This window comes from Algoriphagus sp. (assembly GCF_024305035.1).
GTDB lineage: Bacteria > Bacteroidota > Bacteroidia > Cytophagales > Cyclobacteriaceae > Algoriphagus.
The window spans coordinates 114117-132843 of the sequence record NZ_JAMWZB010000004.1 but is presented as its reverse complement, the minus strand read 5'-3'; the positions used below and the strand labels follow the sequence as shown (position 1 = coordinate 132843).

Below are 18727 nucleotides of genomic sequence, written 5' to 3'. Positions count from 1 at the left end.
GCTTATAAATCTCCAAGTTGTGGACGGATAATTACTTCCTCAACTACCGTTTGAGGAGAAAGGTTGTAGGCAGACCACACCGACTCAGCCACATCACTGGCTTTCATGAATCGCTCGATCGGCAAATCAACTCCTTCCCAACTTGCCGTATACGTAGCTCCGGGCAAAATAGAAGTCACCTTGACTTGATGGGGTTTCATTTCCTCCCGAAGACACTTGGTCATTCCCAGCATAGCCCATTTAGAAATAGCATAGCTCCCACCATTGGGATAGGCTGTGAGTCCAGCAATTGAACCGATACTAAAAATATGTCCAGAGCGACGCTTCATCATTTGCCCAATCAATGCCCTGGTGAGGTAATAGGAAGAAAAAAGATTGGTGTGCATCATCAATTCAAAATTTCCATCCGGTTCGTCATGAATTGCCCCAGGCAGAAATAAGCCGGTATTGTTAACCAAAACATCTACTTCACAAAAATTTTCCACCTGCTTGGCAAAGCGCAATACCTCTTCTTTTTGAGACAAATCGGCCACTTCGGCCAAAACTTGAATCGATGGAAAATGATGTTCCAATTCCTGTTTGAGAATCTTCAAATCTGACTCATTTCTAGAACAAGTAGCGATCGAAAATCCTGCTTCAGCAAACCGTTTGATAATCGCTCTTCCGATGCCTTTGGTACCACCGGTAACTAAGATGCTTTTGGGCATTTTATTTCGTATTTTAATAGTTAGTATGACAACTATCTGCCGGCGACAAAGTTACATTTTTTTATCAAAAGAGTGCAGAAACCTGCATTCTCCCAATATGAACGATTCGATTGAGTCCCTGGGAATTTCGGCCCTCGTAAGCCAAATTGACCTGCAATCCATTTCCGACTTTTTGAAGCCAATTGATCGACCAGGTCACATTGGTTCCCGGTGTCAGTGCCTGAAGCATTTCATACCCCACAGGGGAATTTGGTTCACCATTGTAGTTGATCTCTATCCATTTCAAACTACCTGTCAGGGTCGTTTTTATAGCTTTGGCAAAACGCAAATCCAACCCCAATTCATGCGTGCTTGCTTCCTCGGAAAAGTCTTCATTGGCCCTGTTTATTTTGGAGGTAAACGAATAGGTCCCGGTAGTCCGAAAAAAAGCAGATGGCTGCCAGGCAAATTCCGGCCCAAAACGCTGTTGCTGAATCTGATAATTTCGGTTTTCTAAAAAATCAGAGGCAGAAATTCTCCTCCCCACTCCTCCCAAAAGCCGAAGCGTGGTCCTATTGGAAAAATTGTATCGGGTATTCAATTTCCAGTCTTTTTGGATCAAATCCTCAAATCCACCTGACAGCAATTGCTTCAGCTGAGAATCATACAACGAAAGATCAAAACCATAGGAAGCCGAAGCCCGATTAAAGAAAAAACTCGACCGGATAACTTGCCTCAATGACAATATCTGCGTTCGTTCTATTCCTCCGATAAACGGTGATATTCTAGCCAAAAAATCAGAAGAGGTGATTTTTTTCTCCACGCTTAAGCTGGAGGTGTTGGAGAATTTATACAAAAATGATTTTAGCACACCTCCCTCTTTCCAACCTTCGGGGAATCTCGCCTGCACTCTGTAATTCAGCAGTGAAGTATAGGCCTGCACATAAGTATCGGTAGGCACAAAAATCTTGATATACAGTTTTTCTTCCGGATTGATTGCCAAATAAAATTCATTCAACTGCTGAATTCCATCCTCATTGTCGTCTCGCCAGGTGTGCGTCCCATCGCCATTGGGAGCGGGGATAAAAACATACTCCCGCTGCAATTCCCGTCCATTTCCAATCGCGTAACTCAATTCATTTCGAATTAAGTTTTCGCCTAAAGTCCCACTGTAATCTAACTTTCCCATGACCGTTTCCTCAGTGGTCAATTCCCGCTGAACATATTCCAGCTTTCGAAAAGTGAACGTACTGGTCAATTGATGTTTTTCCCATTGCTTTCCAAAGGAAAAGTTAGAAGTAAACGCATCGGTATCATCTTGCAACACCCCGTCAAAGGGAAGTCGATCTTTTCTCCAAGCTGCATCCAAACGAAAAGTGGTAGAAGCAGTGTCGGGATTCTGAAGATAGAATAAGTGCTCGGCAAAATTCATCGCTGTACTGATTACCGAATCCGTTTGGGTATCGATCAAGGAATTTCTATCTAACCAAAATTGGTAACCGGGCACTAGTAATTTGGACCGAAAAGAAATATTCCCCAAGTATCGGATCCATTCCGAATGGGTAGAATCCAAGGTACTTTGCAGATTAAAAAATTCATTTTTCACCAGCAACCGATCTCCTATTTCAAAATTCCATGTTGCCTTATGTTGGGTACCATCCACAACACCCCGTCGATTTCGTGCGTAAAACAGGTAATCAAATCGATTGGAATTATCTTTTTCCAGGTTAAACCCAGCTTTAAAAAGTCGCTCAGATGCTGCCTCGGAAAGGATTTTGTTGGTCAACCCCCAGTCTCGGTCAAATTCAATGTATCGAAAGCGATCTATAAAATTAAAGTTGGACGAGTTGTATTCCAGTTCCGTCAATCCGGAAATTTTATAGCCCTCGATCAAATTCAAGTCCCGCTGCTCAGATTTGTAACCCAACTTCCAGGCTAATCCCTGATTGTCTTCATTATCCAGTTCGGAAAACAAATTTTGATCCCGATTCGAAAATGCAAATTCGGTATAAACCTGATCCCAATCGCTAAGATTGACTCGAGCTCCCGCCGTGAGCATACTTCGGCTATCAGGGGCTGGCAGCTGTGTCAATATCGAATAATCTCCCTGAGAAACCCCATTGATTGGCGGAATATATTCATAGACTGTTCCATTGGAAAGCTGATTGACTCGGCGGTAATTCCCATTTCCCTGTCCTACTTGGGCAAATGACAAATCAAAATTCGCACGCTCAGGATCGGTGGAATACCGGTAGTAAATCAGCAGGTTGCCTTGCCCATCCTCTTCGGTGACTCGCTCGTACAAAATCCGAGTTGGATCAAAAGCCACACTATCCATACGGGGGATTTGGGCATTTTGCACCTGATCCCCAACTGAAGCCAAAAGTGCGGTTTCTTCGGGAGAAAATTCAGCAAATAAGGGGCGGTTTCGATTATCTTTTTCTTGGTAATAATTCAGGTATAGTTCTACTTTTCCATTGGTCTGCAAATGGTTGGCACCCACAATAGAGCGGGAATAATTTCGCTCAGCATATTCAAAATCCACCCGAAGACGAGAATATTGGGTAATCAAAACTTTGGGAGTAAAGGTGATTTCAGCTTGATTATAGTCGATCACATAGTCTGCATTAAATCCTCGCTGAAGAAGTTTCCCATCCAAGAAAACCCGTTCAGAATTTGCCATGACAATGATAAATCGCTCATTATTCGGGCCAATTAAGCGGTAGGGTCCTAAAACTCCTTCCAGGACGGGTACCTGAATCGAGGCGAATTTCCCTTTGGCAATTGAGGCGAATCCCTGCGTGCTGGCTTTCCATTTTTCACCTATGTCATACTGGGTGGTCAGCTTAAGACCCTGCACGTTTTTATAGTACCTAAGAAATTCTGACTTTCTTTCCTGCAAAACAACGTCTCCGGCAGCCAATCGAAAGTCATTATTGAAAAGCTCAATCAGCACATTGTCAAAATCCTGAATTTGCTGGGTATTTCCTTCTGGCTGAAAAGGCACGTTTTGATCGGTAATACTCGCACGAATGTTAAGGTTTTCGGCAATTTCACCTTCAAGCTGTAAATTCAGACTGGAGTTGATAAAAACATTTTGTGCATTGCCAAAGGATATCCCGCGGGTGAGACTTCCACTTTTGTATAGGTTACTCGAGGGAAAAAGTTCTTCATTCAAATCCCAATCACTCCGATGAATAGTTCGGTTATCAGTAAATCGAGCCAAGGAATCATAATCACGGCTCAAGGTTCTCAAAGCGACTGGCCGATCCAATCTCGTAGCAAAAGTTCGGTAACAAAGCCATAGGGAATCTAAATTTGTTGAAGCTGAAGAATCCAGCCTGATCTGATTGGAATTGAGGTCAAAAAGAAAGGCTATGCTAGTTCCCTCCGGATCACTGAGCCGAATGCTTTCCTCAATTCCAGAAAGCGAGTCCAGTTCTATCCCTTTAGACAAAGACATCGCCGAAACCCAACGACATTTTTCTTGGGCCAGCCCGTTCAGGTTTACCGCACCCAATAAAATCATCATCCCGAATAAAACCTTTTTTTTCAAATCAGCCTCTTTTGTCCGTCAAGGTACTAAAATAGGTGATTATTCAACCAGGGGAAAGGTTAAGTAAAAAGTAGTCCCCTTATCAATCTGTGTTTCATACCAGATCTTACCGCCAGCTGTTTCTACCCCACTTTTTGCGATCGCCAATCCTAGTCCGGATCCGGTGGACTTGGTGCTGAAATTGGGAATGAAAATCTTATCTCTCAACTCTGCCGGGATACCTTTTCCATTATCTGTGATTTCCAGAAAGACGGCTTGTTCGGACATCCAAAGCCAAATTCTGATTTCAGCTTGCTGATCTTCTTCCACTGCTTGAATCCCATTGATAATCAGATTTGAAATTACTCTTCCAAATAATTTATCATCACCCATAATCGGAATGTCCTCGGCAAAAGAATCATCCTGAAAATGAAGGTGAACTCGGCCATCGTTCTTAAACAAATTCAACACCCGTTCTACCAGTGCTTTAAAATTGAGACGCTCATTTTTAGGAAGGGGCATTTTTGCAAATGTACTGAATGAGGAAGCAATCCCGCTCAAGGCATCCACTTGATGAATCAAGGTCTCCAGTGAAGCCCGAAGTTTCTGAAGATCAGTCAGACCACCAGCCTCCTGCAAACGAATCAAATGCTGCAAGGTCAGTTTCATCGGAGTAAGCGGGTTTTTGATTTCGTGGGCAACTTGTTTGGCCATTTCTCGCCATGCAGATTCTTTTTCGGTAGAAGCCAGCACCTTTTTGCTGTTCTCCAGCTTAAAGAGCATGTTATTATATTCATTTACCAGCAATCCGATTTCATCCTTTGACTCCCAAAGCATCGGCTCGTTATTTTCAAGATTAGTGGTCTTTAACTTCTGAGTCAGCAGCTTAAAAGGTAGGGTCAAATTTTTTGAAACAAAGTAGGAGACAATCAAGAACAGGATGAAAATGATTACAAATGCGTTGAAAATATTGCTGATTACATCAGAAATTAGGGAATTTAACTCCGTTTCAGACTCAAAAAACGGAACAGAAAGAATACCCGCTATTCCTTGATCACTTGCAGAAGGGATGGCAAGGTAGACCGCCTTGTAATTTAATTTCCCGATACGCTCCTCAGCTAAAAATTGAAGTTGATTTTGCTCTATAATCTCAGACAGGGCTTGGGGATTGATCCTTGGAGCAAGAATTTTTTTATCAAAAATATTGTAGCGATTGGTCGCTTTGAGTTCTCCGGCCGCCGAGTAAATATGAATATCCGCAGCAATGGTATTGGCAAGAGAAACAACCTCTTCATTGAGCTGGTCTTGATCGATTTGGCCCGGAGTACGATTACTTAAAAAGCCCGACAAATTACCCCGAATCAGCGCTGCCTTTTGAATATATTGACGGTCCAAATCTTCCCGATAACTATTGGCCAGCAGCCCCACAGTGATGATAGAAATAATGATAATGGGAAAGAAAAACGCAAAGTTAAGGTAAAGTTGCAGCTTGGTGGAATAGTTAAACTCAAAGGTTTTATACCCTTTAAGTATTGTATTCACTAAAATCGTCACAAAAGTCAAAAAGACAAATGCCACAAAGTAAAGTGAAATATTCCCCAGAAAATACGAAAATGGTTGATTGGGTGAAGAAATTACAATGAGCTCATCTCCATTCTTAATTCCCAGGTGATGAAAAGATGCCTCGTGAATTCCTGATCGGAAGAGCTTATCTTCAGACAATCTGCTGATGAGTTTTGAATTCAGGTAGTTAAACGATCCAGTATTGCGGATCAATTCCCCCTCTTTGAAAATAGCATAATCATACCGCAAGGGGTCCAGCTGATCATTGTATTTTTTATCCAAAAGTAACTTAGGATAAACCGATCCCGGGTGCACACGAAGTTGCCTCAATTCTAAATAAATGGTCCCTAAAGCATTCCCTTCCCTGATGATAGGTAAGAAACCCACAAATAAACTCCCCATGTTCCCATCGGTCCCACGAATAAAATACAGGTCCTTCAAAGAGGTGAGAAAGTCCGATTTAATGTATTCATCCCGTAATTGAGAAAGAGACCGAGCATCTGAATTCCCTGCCAAATCTTGCCCATTGGCTGAAAAAATCCTGATTTTTACTTCAAATTGATCAAAGTAATTATCCAGATAAATTCTTCGGATTTTAGTTTCGATAGGTTCCTTAGAAAGGAGTGGGTCAGCCAGCCTATTTTGAATAAATAAATCAGACTTTACCTGGGTAAAAATCTCACTCAGAAAAAACTCCGTCATCACATCACTTTCAATCAAATTTTGGTTGGCAAAGCGAATTTTACTTTGATTCAATTCCTGCTGCTGGGTTTGAAAGGTGCTCACACCAGAGATCAAAGCAACAATCAAACTGGTAAAAAAGAAGGTCAAAAAAGTATTTAATCCGAGGCGAAAGACATTTTGATAGAGTTGAAAACGGACTACCAAAGCCAAAAAGGATAAATGAACCACCCAAGAAATACCAAGCCAACCTTCCCAAAAAAACAAACCTAAAGCAATGGGGAGGCCATAAATCAGAATGCCTTGGTAGAAAAAGGATTTTCTTTGCTCCAACTTAAATAGCAAACTGATCAGGGTCAAGGCTAATAAACCATAGACAGCTGCCCACAGAAAGATGATCAAAAAACTAATGCCTTCAAACCAACCAAAGGTAGGAATAGCAGTGATATCCAAGGGCCATTGGGAATTAGCTATCAAATCCCCCGGAAGTCTCCAAATCAGTACAAAACACAAGGAAAGTAAGACAAATACAATACTGCCAAATAAAACTAGATCTTGACGCTGATTAAGAATTTTGATTTTTCGATGGGTTTTTTCGGAAGCCAATTGAAAAATCACCATACCCACAATAAAAACTCCGAAGATGGTATTGAGCAACAAATCCCCCAAGCTGGGATTGAGCCAAGAGGAGGCGTATTGAGCAGGGTTGAATAACTCGAAATTAAAATAAGTACCAGGGAAAGCTAAAACCAACATGACTACCCTAAAGGCAAACACAATTAAAAACCCGTAGCCTATGGCTTTCCAGCGACGACCCTTTTTCCACTGATTGAGCACAAAACTGGAACTCAAAATGAAATACAATAAAAAAATAGAACTAAAGAAAATCAAAATCGCAGGGTTAGCCAGACGTCCAGCCGGTCGGTAACCAAGTTCAAAATCAATTCCAAAAAGAGGAATACCGGCAGTGTTAGTGATTTTGAAACGAGATTCTTCTTCCAGTGTCTTGATACTCAATTGATCATTTCCAAAGAGCCGCCGGTTAGGACCAGACTCCAAGTATTCATTTTCAATCGTTCCTGGCCAGATTAATCTAAAAACATGAACCATGTAAAAACTCTCTCCATTCCGGCTAATCTTTCGATTTTTCAGCAAAAAAGTTCCGTAAGGATCCTCAAGCAATTGGTATTCGCGACTCAGGTCAATCGTTTCAAAATCTAACCAAACCGTAAAGTCAGACCAAAACCGCAATTGCTTTTCATGGTCAATGATAAAAAAAGGGTGTCGATGAAAAGGATCACTGATTTTCTCGAAAGAAATATCTTCATCAGGCCGAATGGCCATCAAAACCTGAATAAAATCTTCATCAAATTCCCGATCAATTGCTAAAACCTCCTCTTGCACTGCTTCAAAAAATGATTCCTCCTCACTTTTCTGGAAAAAGAAGAAGTTCAAAATTAAAACTCCCAGGAGAGAAAATGCACTGACCAGGATGATCAGACGACGAGGCTGTTGATTCATTTGACTTAAAAATAGAAAAAGCAAAGTCCTTGATCAAACTTTGCTTTCCACCTTTTACCGAATTACCAATTTGGCTTTTCTTTTTTTGGCGGCTCGATACCATAAAATACCGATTACCATAGCGATCAAATAGGGCATCACAAACAAATACAAAATGCCATTATTCAGTCCCGCTCCGATGCTTGTGTCTCCGTTGCTGACGTTGTTTTCAACAGATGCCCGACACATGGCACATTGGGCCCATGATTGGATTTGAAAACCAAGTACCAACAGAAAAGTCCAAACCGTCGCAATGATTTTATTCTTTGTCATAGTCAATTTATTCAAAACCCATAATAAGGACTGATCATTAGGTAAACAATCACCCCAGTCACCGAAACATACAACCAAATCGGATACGCATATTTAACTACTTTTCGATGCTTCTCCCGCTGATTGGTATATCCATAATAATAAGCGAAAAGAATAGGAAAAAGTGCCACTGCTGCAAATATGATGTGTGTGATCAACAGAAAATAATAGACCGAACGGATCCATCCCTCTCCGCCAAATGAGGTGCTTTCAGCCGAACCGTGGTAAATGACATAAGAAATCAGAAATATTGCTCCCAACCCAAAAGCCACACTCATGGTCGCCCCGTGATACGAATACATCTTCTTCTTCACAAAAATCAACCCTAGAATCAAGGCAAAACTAGCCGCAGTATTCATAATCGCATTGAGGTGTGGCAAAAAATAAATCCAATCAGCTCCTAGGTCGACTTTCTGAGGCATAAATAAAAGGACAGCTACTGCCACCGGAATTAAAATTGAAATGAAAATGATCCAGTTTTTAACTTTCCCTTCTTGGGCTATCAGTCTTTTATCTACTTCCATATAACAACACTTTAGTCTCTAACATTAACAAATCTACGTCCTCTCTGTTTGTGCCACTGTAATACCCCCTGATCCTGCCTTGCTCATCAATCAAAACAAATTTGTCACTATGTACAAAATCGTCAGGGTTTCCTGCTCCATCGAGCGTAGGAAGTGCAAATCCACATCGAGCCAAATCATAGGTCTCTTCCTTTGGGCCGGATAGAAAATCCCACTTTCCAGGATTTGCACCATGACGCTCAGCATACTCCTTAAGAATCTCAGGTGTGTCATACTCCGGGTCAATACTGATAGACATAATTCTTACCTGATCTTCATTTCGGAACATGTCATTGACCCGTTCCATTTCCTTTGACATCACAGGACAAATACTCGGGCAGGAAGTGAAGAAAAAATCCACGATAGTGACTTTCCCCTCCATATCTGATCGACCGGTAGCATTTCCTTCCTGATTGACAAAAGTAAAATCCGGAATAACATGTTGGGTAGAATCCACACTGGTGCATTCCCCGAAGGGATCGTCAATTCCATTTTGATATAAAACTGGCAAATCATACTGATTTTCACCAAAGCTTCTTAGAAATAAAACGATTAAAACAGGAACCATTAAGATACAAACCAGCACCAGTCCCTGTAAAATTCTCAAACTTCTCATAATATGGATGTAACAAAAAAGAAGGTTGAAGTGTCACACTCCAACCTCTCTTTTTTTCAAAATTTTAGGATGATTTTACCAACGCATTAAGAATATGTCAGTTCCTTCTTTGGCCAAGGCAATCAAAAGCCAAACCAAGAAAATCAAAGGAACAATAATGGAGTAAAACAAGGGTTTGGCCTCATCTCCCAAGTGCATGAATTCCATCATGATGTATTTGGCTTTCCAAATGGTCAAAAGGATAAATAGGACGTAAAGCAAAATTCCGCGATCCATGGTAAATGCCATAATAAATTCGGCAACCGTAAGCGCAAGAAGAATCCCTGCCGTTTTCCAAATCTTTTTGATCTTCTCGTTATTTCGAGGAGTTACCTCAAGTGTTGATTTTGTATCTTGAATTTCCATGATAGAAGATTTTTTCAGTTAGATCAAATAGAAAAGTGTAAAAACAAATACCCAGACCAAATCTACAAAGTGCCAATATAGGCCGATTTTCTCGATCATTTCGTAATGACCTCTTCGGTCGTATACGCCTACTGCTGCTTGGTAAAAGGCTAAGAAGAGCAAAACCACGCCAATGGTCACGTGAAAACCATGAAAGCCGGTTATAAAGAAAAACAACTGTGCAAATGCGGCTGGTCCATACTCGTTCACCACCAAATTAGCGCCGAAGACCGTTTCTGTAACTTCTCGATTCAAGCTGTTGATGTAAGTTAAAACAGATCCAGCATCGGTACCATGGATAAAGTGAGACCATTCCCAAGCCTGACAGGCCAGGAAAGTGATTCCTCCCAACATCGTCCAAAGCATCCATTTGACCACATCATTTCGGTCATTTCGGTGACCCGCTTCCACAGCTAAAACCATGGTAACGGAACTGGAAATGAGAATAAATGTCATGATCCCCACAAACACAAGAGGAGCATGAATTCCATGAAGGAATGGAACTGCCTCAAATACCAATTCAGGTACTGGCCAATACTCATTGGAACCGACAAAGGTATCCGCAGGCCCAGCATAGGCTGGATAACTTACCCGTATAGCCAAATAGCTAATCAGAAAAGCAGCGAATGTGAAAATGTCGGAGAGCAAGAAAAACCACATCATCAGTTTTCCATAGCTGGCTTTCAAGGGTTCATTTCCTCCACCCCAGATGCCTCTTTTTGAGCTTACTCCTATTGCAGTAGAATGCGCAGACATAATTTATTTATTTGTACCAGGTTAATTTTAATGATTCAAAAGAAGAAACATGAATAGATAAATCCACAAACCTCCCAGAAAATGCCAATACGTAGTGGCCATTTCCATGGTAGTTAATGCTTGGGAATGGACTTTATATCTAAAGGTCGAAATTAATACAATAATCAGAAATATCACACCGCTAATTAGGTGAAGCGCGTGCAATCCGGTGAATACATACAGAAAAGAACCCGCCGGGTTTCCCACAAAGAACACTTCCCTATCCACCAATGCAACCCAACTGTACCATTGCCCCACCAAAAAAGCAATTCCCAAACCCACTGCACCGATCATTCCTATACGAAGCTGAATCAACTCATCTCTTTTCGCCGAGCGATACGCCCAGTGCAAAAACACCGAACTTAAAAGCACAATTCCAGACGTAATCCAAAATACGGATGGCAATTCATAATCCAGCCAATTCCCCTCTGCTTGTCTGACGATGTAGGCACTTGTCAATGCGGCGAAAATCATCACCACGGTCACCATAAACAACCACAGTGCGAACTTTTTGGGATGCATCGAGATGGGCTGCTCCACCAAATCGCTATATTTTAATTCTTTTTCCATAGGTATTAAGGCATTTTATCGAGTAGATATGCGATTTGCACGATCGGCAAATAAAGAAAAGAACCAAACATAATTTTTAGTGCAGATTTTCTTGAGCAATCACGCATCAAGGAAAAGGTCTGTGCCAAAAACAAGACACCACAAATAGTAGCCACAATTCCTGAATTCAAACCTGTCAAACCAAAATAGGATGGCAACAACCCCAATGGGAGTAAAAACAAGGTATAAATCATAATTTGAATTGCTGTGTTCAAATCTTGCTCTCCTCCATTGGGAAGCAATTTGAAACCAGCACGCTTGTAATCTTCGTCACTAACCCAAGCAATCGCCCAAAAATGCGGAAATTGCCAAATAAACTGGATTCCGAAGATAATCATGGCTTCGTAGGAAATCGCACCGGTGGCGGCAGTCCAACCCAAAAGTGGGGGCATGGCTCCAGGTATTGCCCCTACAAAAACAGCGACAGGACCGACTCTTTTTAATGGGGTATATGCAAAAACATAAAGCACCATGCTCAAAATTCCCAACCAAGTCGTCAGCGGGTTGGTGAAAACCCAAAGCAAGGAAATGCCTAGAATGGCTATAATCGTGGTGAACCAATAGGCCTCTTTTAACGAAATAAGCTGCAAAGGAAGAGGACGATTTTGAGTTCGCTTCATCAGCTTGTCTAAGTCCCGCTCCATGATTTCATTCGCCGCACCAGAGGCACCCGAAATCAGAAAACCGCCCAAGGAAAGGCCTATTAAACCAGACCACCCAAAACTCATTCCTGTGTACCCCAAGACATATCCAAATACAGCCGAGAAAGTCACTAAGGCAGATAATCTAAATTTCAACAGATCAGAATATGCTCTGATTCTACCAGAAATTAAATTTATAATCGTATGGTCAGTTACTTCAACTGTCCTCATGTTCAAGTATAATTAAGCTTAATTTTATTTGTGGCTCTGATTTGGTAAATCAATAGAAACTGTACACCCAAAATCAAAGACCCTAATACTAAATGAACAGGCTGTAGAAAGGCAGGTATCCCGAAATACGCCATACCCACTCCAGTGGCAATTTCAAGTAGAATCAACAAGATCAGAACTTGGGTCCAATTATTTATGGGAGATTTCCTTAAGGTATATTTAAATGCCCAAAAGAAATACAAGAGATGAACTCCAAGAAGTACCAAGGAATAAGAGCGATGAATGATAAATTGAATACCCAACTCACCAATCCATTGGTCTCGAAGCAAATTACCCAAGCTTTCACTTACCCGATCCACTTCTTCCCTTACTTGAGTTCCTAGTATTACCTGCACAAACATTAAAATTGTACCGATAATTAAAACCCACTGAATTTTAACAGGGAGAAAAGAAGATTTGGTTTTTGGCCTCAGGAGAAAATGCGAACGCTGATTGACATACAACAAGATCCAAACGAGAATCAGCGCTAACACCATATGAATGGTAATCATCCAAGGCAACAGGTTGGTCGATACGACCAATGAACCTATCCAACCAATGAACAAAACCAGAACCAAAGAAAATAGGGAAAGCAAAGTAATCCGCTTATCCATTTTCCACAGTTTAAATGATCTCCCAACGGTCAGCATAATCAAGAAACCAATCAAAACTCCGATTAATCTATTGATATACTCAATCCAGGTTTTGGTGGCATTAAACTCTTCCTCAACCAAAATGGATTTATCGTTAGCTATTTTCTCCGCCGTTTTTTGAAACCCCAATTTTTCAAGACTGGCTACAAACCGTTCGTTTTTAGCAAGGCGTTTTTCAAGATATATTTCTTGATAATTTTTTGGGAGCTGATCCACATGAGTAGGTGGAATCACACTCCCAAAACATTTAGGCCAATCAGGACATCCCATGCCCGAGCCCGTACTTCTAACTATCCCACCCACTAGGATGAGAAAATAAACAGCGATCACCGTAATAGAACTTATGCGGCGAAAGCTGTTTAAGGATTTATCAATGCTTTGATTCATTTGCAACCAAAACCTCTGACTCTTCTTCCTTCATGATTTCCAACTCCATTTTTACCTGCTCTTGTTCATGAGGTAAGTTTGACTCCGGAGTTGCAGAAAGAGGAACAGTTTGAGGGATGAAATCTTCTTCAGCACCAGGCTTGGAGTAATCATAAGGCCATCTGTAAACTGTAGGAATTTCACCAGGCCAGTTTCCATGACCAGGCTCAACAGGTGTAGTCCATTCCAGGGTAGTAGATCTCCATGGATTTGAAGAAGCCTTTCTACCTCTATACATACTGTAGAAGAAATTAAACAAGAAGATAAACTGTGCTCCAAAGGTAAAGATTGCAGCCACGGACACGAACATATTCAAATCGGTATACATATTTGAAAACTCGAAGTTCGTCCACGAATAATATCTTCTTGGGAAACCTGCAATACCGATGTAATGCATCGGGAAGAACACCATATATACGCCCACAAAAGTCAGCCAGAAGTGAACATACCCCAAACGGGCATCCATCATTCGACCAAACATTTTGGGGAACCAATGGTAAATCCCTGCGATCATTCCAAAGAAAGAAGCTGAACCCATTACCAAGTGGAAGTGAGCCACTACAAAATAGGTGTCATGCAGCTGGATATCAATGGCAGAGTTCCCGAGGAAAATACCTGTCAAACCACCTGATATGAAGAAGGATACCAAGCCGATTGAAAACAGCATTGCCGGGGTAAAGATCAAATTACCCCTCCAAAGTGTGGTTAGGTAGTTGAATACTTTTACCGCAGAAGGAACCGCAATAATCAACGTCAAGAACATAAAGATCGAACCCAGGAATGGGTTCATCCCCGACACAAACATGTGGTGAGCCCACACAATAAAGGAAAGTATGGTGATCCCCAACATGGAAATAATCATCGCCTTATATCCAAAGATTGGCTTTCTGGAATTGGTCGCAATGACTTCTGAGGTAATTCCTAAAGCAGGCAAAAGAACAATGTAAACTTCCGGGTGACCTAGGAACCAAAATAAATGCTGATACAAGACTGGGCTACCTCCTGTATTTGGTAAAGCCTCACCTCCAATATAAATGTCGGATAGGTAGAAAGACGTACCGAAACTTCTGTCAAATACCAAAAGTAAGGCAGCTGCGAATAATACAGGGAAAGATAAAAGACCAATAACAGCGGTCAAGAAGAAAGCCCAAATCGTCAAAGGCAAACGAGAAAAGGACATCCCTTTCGTTCGCAAATTGATGACTGTGGTAATGTAGTTAATTCCCCCCATCAAAGACGAAGCAATGAAGAAAGTCATCGCAATCAACCACAGTGTCATTCCCAAGCCAGACCCTGGAATTGCCTGCTCTAGTGCGGAGAGTGGCGGATAAACCACCCAACCACCGCCTGCAGGACCGGTCTTAATGAATAAGGAAATAAACATGATCACTCCAGAAATAAAGAAGAACCAGAATGAAAGCATGTTCATAAATCCTGAGGCCATGTCTCTAGCACCAATTTGAAGCGGAATCAGGAAATTGGAAAAAGTACCGCTCAATCCAGCCGTCAGTACAAAGAAGACCATGATGGTACCATGCATGGTAACCAAAGCCAGGTAAAAGGTTGGATCCAGTTTTCCCGCTTCATCAATCCAGCCGCCCAATAGCGGACGCAGGAACTCCAAACTCATATCCGGAAAACCCAACTGAAGTCTGAAGAGAATGGATAGAAACCCACCTATCAATGCCCAGAACATTCCTGAAACCAAATACTGTTTGGCGATCATTTTGTGATCAGTCGAGAAAATATATTTGGTTACGAAGTTATCATGATGCTCGTGGTGATCATGAGCCCCTGTATCATGAGTTGCAACTGCTGCTGTAGCCATAATCTTTATGTTAATTGTTTTACTTTCTTATTGTTGAATATCTGCCACTTCCTTCACCTCAACCTCAATCCCATCAGCCAGTGCAGGATTCGCTTGTATGAAAGTCTTTTGTTCGGAAACCCACTTTTGATACTCCGCAGGTTCTACAACTTCGATCACTCTTCTCATAGAATTATGACCTCTTCCACAAATTTCGGTACAGGCGATTTCATAATTGAAATCCGGATTACCAAGTTCTTCCCGCATTTCTGCTGTAGTCTTTGTCGGTACAAACCAGAATCGGGTAGGCATACCAGGTACTGCATCCATTTTCAATCTCATGTGAGGAGCAAAAACTGAGTGCAACACATCACGAGCTCGGATTTTGAACAAAACAGGTTCGCCTTTGGGAATTACCACCACGGGAGAAGCGAAGTCATCAATTGCATTTTTGTCAGAAAAATCAACTCCCATCCCGTTTTGGGCAGTAGTTAATCGATAATCATAATCTCCCAAAATATTATCCTTTCCAGGGTAGCGAATATCCCATGCAAATTGATAGCCCATAATTTCTACCACATGGGCATTCTCGGGAGCTGGTGCTGTAATATCAGACCAAGCCATCCAACCTGAAATCACCAAACCTGCCAAAACTACACCCGGGACCACGGTCCAAATAATTTCTAATTTGTTGTTATCGGGGTAAAAAGTAGCCTTGCGATTTTCTTTATACTGATATTTATAAGGGAAAATGAATAATAACACATGAGTGATCAGAAATACTACTCCTGTCACGGCCATGGTTATCCAAAACAACTGATCAGTAACCACTCCGTGTTCGGAAGCAATCGGAAGCTGATAATTATCAAATTCCTTGATCGAATACCAAAACATCAATGCACCTACCGCTACCAAGAAAACCACAAATAGGATTGCATTGACCTTATTACTGCTGGAAGCAATTTTCTTATCTGACCCTTTTACTACTGATACCAAAGTCTGAATCCGATACACCATCCAAATGATGGATAATAGTAAAAGAACTCCGACTGCTATAAGAAACCCGTACATACGATTCTATTTAGGATTAGTTTAATTAAATGTGATGATTATAGCTTTCTTCAAGCATTGGGTGGTTTTTAGGAACCAAATTCCCTTTGGCTAGTCCTCCCAACACTACCAACGCCACAACTGAACCAAATACTAAGAGAGATCCAACTTCCATTAATCCTAGGCCTCCGTTATGACCCAAAGTACCGGGTTGAACCATCAATATGAAATCAATCCAGTGTCCCACGATCAAAAGCGTACAAACCAGTTTGAGGAATACACCATGTCTTTTGGAATCTCTTGTCATTAAAACTAAGAACGGAAGTACAAAGTTCAACCCAATATTTACAAAAATAAACGGTCCATACACATCACTTGTCAGTCTCTCAACAAAATAAACTGATTCTTCAGGTATATTGGCATAATAGATCAAAAGGAACTGCGAAAACCACAGGTAAGTCCAGAAAATAGAGAATCCAAACACAAACTTTCCAAGGTCATGAATGTGATTTTCATTGACCATTTCCAAATAACCTAGCCCTCTTAGGAAAATCGTCAACAAAGTAATTGCTGAAAGTGCGGCAACAAACCAAGAGGAGAATACATACCATCCAAATAGCGTAGAGAACCAGTGGGTATCAATGGACATCACCCAATCCCAAGCCGCTACCGAAGATGAAACGGCAAAGAAAACCAAGAAATAAGCAGACCAGCTTCTCATTTTAAACCAATGGGAAGTTCCTCCCAGTTGATCTTCAGCGGCAGCAATTTTTTTGAATTTATTGAAGAAGAAAATCCAGAATGCAAAGAATATCACCATTCGAGCCACATAGAAAATCGGGAAAGTCCCTTTTTCCATCGGCCAGTAAAAGAATGCACCCTTTCCGTCAATAATGGAGTCATATTCAGAGGAATTCGGATCGAATAATTCAGCATGCCACCAATGAAATAAATTGTGTCCCATCAAGAAGAAGCCTGCAATCATCAAAATGGCTGCAAATGGCAACCAGCTACCCAAGGACAACATGACTCGCGTAATTGGTGCAGACCAACCTGCTTGCGCAGCGTATTGGATTGCAAAGAAGAACACACCGACGATAGCGATTCCTGTGAAATACACATTATTGATCCAGATATTGGCAAATAGGCGCTCATACCAATGAAATGCATGGGCTCCAGCTTCTGCACCTTCTTGGCCATGTCCGCCACTTGTCATGGCAAGCACTATCCCAATACCCAGCAAAACGGCGCCGATAATCAAAACTGTCAATATTGGCTTTTTAATGCCAGAATTGAACTCAAATTTTTGATCCAAATTAAAGTTTTGTACGTGATGAGCCATGATTATTGCTTCTGGATTTCTTGTTTAACATAATGAACGATCTTCCATCGATTCTCAGGAGTGATTTGAGAACCATGTGCACCCATTCTTCCTTTACCTTTGGTAATGACATGGAAAATATGTCCTTCAGGTAGATTAATATAGGCTCCACCTTTAAGGTTGGCTACTCCTCCGATAATCAAACCTGCTTTCCCGTCACCTTCGCCACCAGCACCATGGCAGGAAGAGCAATATTGAAGATAAAGCGTCTCTCCCTCATCCAACACCTGATCAGATAATTCGATGGGGTTTTCAATCAAAGCAGCCTCCTCCAATTCGAATGCTTTTAATCGATAGGGCAAATAGCCATTTTTGTTTCTCGGAACAGTATTTTCCACCGGCTCCCGCATGTTCATATTATGGGGATTGTAGATATTGCTGTTGTAGAATTCACCTTTCTCATCTTCCCGATTGGAAAGCCAGTCTCCCTGACTTTCATCTGTAATCTGAGTCAAAGGCTCATAGGCAACAGAATGGTACATTTGCGGAGCATATTCCAAGCCTTGATTGTCTCCCCCGGCTCTACACGCACCCAATACTATTCCAGCGGTAACTATACCCAGAATATTAAGTGTTTTTACAAGCTTCATATCGCTGATATTACTATTCAAAACTTTTATTATTTACCTCTGTTGCACCAGAAGACTTCAATATCTCTTTGATCTTTTCCACGTCCAAAGCATTGTTGTTTGCAATGTCAATCGCCATTACATGCTTATCGTCCGTGATTCTTACATCGAAGATTCTTGGCTGTGCCCATGGCTTGAGATTAGAACTGATCATAAAAACACCGACCATCCCAAAAGCAGCCAATAAAACGGTCATTTCAAATGTTACTGGAATAAAATCAGGAACAGCCGCGAAATCTTTACCCCCGATAATCATCGGCCAGTCAAACTTCATCATGTAAAACTGCATGGTCAAGGCCAAAGACGTTCCCAACAGGCCAAACAAAAAGGCTGCAATCGGAAGTCGGCTTCTTTTGTATCCCAACACATGCTCAAGACCGTGTACCGGATAGGGAGAAAAAACTTCGTGAATTTTCACCCCTGAGGAACGAACCTGCTCCACTGCATGAAGCAATACATCCTCGTCCTCATATACACCTAATATAAAATGCGTATCTCTTTCCATG

The 18727-nt window shown here is 41.5% G+C and carries 16 protein-coding genes; all 16 read right to left on the bottom strand.

The window, feature by feature from the left end:
• Positions 1-2: 2 nt before the first annotated feature.
• The gene (locus Q0L00_RS03340; protein ID WP_297335443.1) at positions 3-707 is read right to left on the bottom strand and encodes an SDR family oxidoreductase; all 705 of its coding nucleotides are present in this window, start codon (positions 705-707) and stop codon (positions 3-5) included.
• Positions 708-771: 64 nt separating this feature from the next.
• Complete coding sequence (locus tag Q0L00_RS03335) at positions 772-4242, bottom strand: hypothetical protein (protein ID WP_363318500.1); 3471 nt, start codon at positions 4240-4242, stop codon at positions 772-774.
• A gap of 39 nt (positions 4243-4281) precedes the next feature.
• Positions 4282-7986: an ATP-binding protein gene (locus Q0L00_RS03330; protein ID WP_297335442.1), complete on the bottom strand. Its 3705-nt coding sequence runs from the start codon at positions 7984-7986 to the stop codon at positions 4282-4284.
• A gap of 54 nt (positions 7987-8040) precedes the next feature.
• Positions 8041-8298, bottom strand: coding sequence for a hypothetical protein (locus Q0L00_RS03325; RefSeq protein ID WP_297335500.1), 258 nt, complete (start codon positions 8296-8298; stop codon positions 8041-8043).
• 11 nt (positions 8299-8309) lie between these two features.
• Positions 8310-8861, bottom strand: a complete 552-nt coding sequence (locus Q0L00_RS03320; protein WP_297335441.1) for a DUF420 domain-containing protein — start codon at positions 8859-8861, stop codon at positions 8310-8312.
• Positions 8848-9516, bottom strand: coding sequence for an SCO family protein (locus Q0L00_RS03315; RefSeq protein ID WP_297335440.1), 669 nt, complete (start codon positions 9514-9516; stop codon positions 8848-8850). Before Q0L00_RS03315 ends, Q0L00_RS03320 begins: the two co-directional genes overlap by 14 nt.
• 75 nt (positions 9517-9591) lie before the next feature.
• Positions 9592-9921: a cytochrome C oxidase subunit IV family protein gene (locus Q0L00_RS03310; RefSeq protein WP_297335439.1), complete on the bottom strand. Its 330-nt coding sequence runs from the start codon at positions 9919-9921 to the stop codon at positions 9592-9594.
• Between the two features lie 18 nt (positions 9922-9939).
• A complete protein-coding gene (locus tag Q0L00_RS03305) occupies positions 9940-10716 on the bottom strand; it encodes a cytochrome c oxidase subunit 3 (protein WP_297335438.1) in 777 nt (258 codons plus the stop codon).
• Positions 10717-10743: 27 nt separating this feature from the next.
• Positions 10744-11325 (bottom strand): cytochrome c oxidase subunit 3, encoded by a 582-nt coding sequence (locus Q0L00_RS03300; RefSeq protein ID WP_297335437.1) that lies wholly within the window; start codon positions 11323-11325, stop codon positions 10744-10746.
• Between the two features lie 5 nt (positions 11326-11330).
• Positions 11331-12236, bottom strand: a complete 906-nt coding sequence (cyoE, locus tag Q0L00_RS03295; RefSeq protein WP_297335436.1) for a heme o synthase — start codon at positions 12234-12236, stop codon at positions 11331-11333.
• A gap of 2 nt (positions 12237-12238) precedes the next feature.
• Positions 12239-13315, bottom strand: coding sequence for a COX15/CtaA family protein (locus Q0L00_RS03290; RefSeq protein WP_297335435.1), 1077 nt, complete (start codon positions 13313-13315; stop codon positions 12239-12241).
• Positions 13299-15182, bottom strand: coding sequence for a cbb3-type cytochrome c oxidase subunit I (locus Q0L00_RS03285; RefSeq protein WP_297335434.1), 1884 nt, complete (start codon positions 15180-15182; stop codon positions 13299-13301). Before Q0L00_RS03285 ends, Q0L00_RS03290 begins: the two co-directional genes overlap by 17 nt.
• 27 nt (positions 15183-15209) lie before the next feature.
• Positions 15210-16232: a cytochrome c oxidase subunit II gene (locus Q0L00_RS03280; protein WP_297335433.1), complete on the bottom strand. Its 1023-nt coding sequence runs from the start codon at positions 16230-16232 to the stop codon at positions 15210-15212.
• A 25-nt stretch (positions 16233-16257) separates the two neighbouring features.
• A complete protein-coding gene (locus tag Q0L00_RS03275) occupies positions 16258-17553 on the bottom strand; it encodes a quinol:cytochrome C oxidoreductase (protein WP_297335432.1) in 1296 nt (431 codons plus the stop codon).
• Between the two features lie 2 nt (positions 17554-17555).
• On the bottom strand, positions 17556-18182 hold the full coding sequence (locus Q0L00_RS03270; RefSeq protein WP_297335431.1) for a cytochrome c: 627 nt from the start codon (positions 18180-18182) through the stop codon (positions 17556-17558).
• Between the two features lie 13 nt (positions 18183-18195).
• Entirely contained in the window at positions 18196-18726 is a 531-nt protein-coding gene (locus Q0L00_RS03265; RefSeq protein ID WP_297335430.1) for a DUF3341 domain-containing protein, read from the bottom strand.
• Between the last annotated feature and the right edge of the window lies 1 nt (position 18727).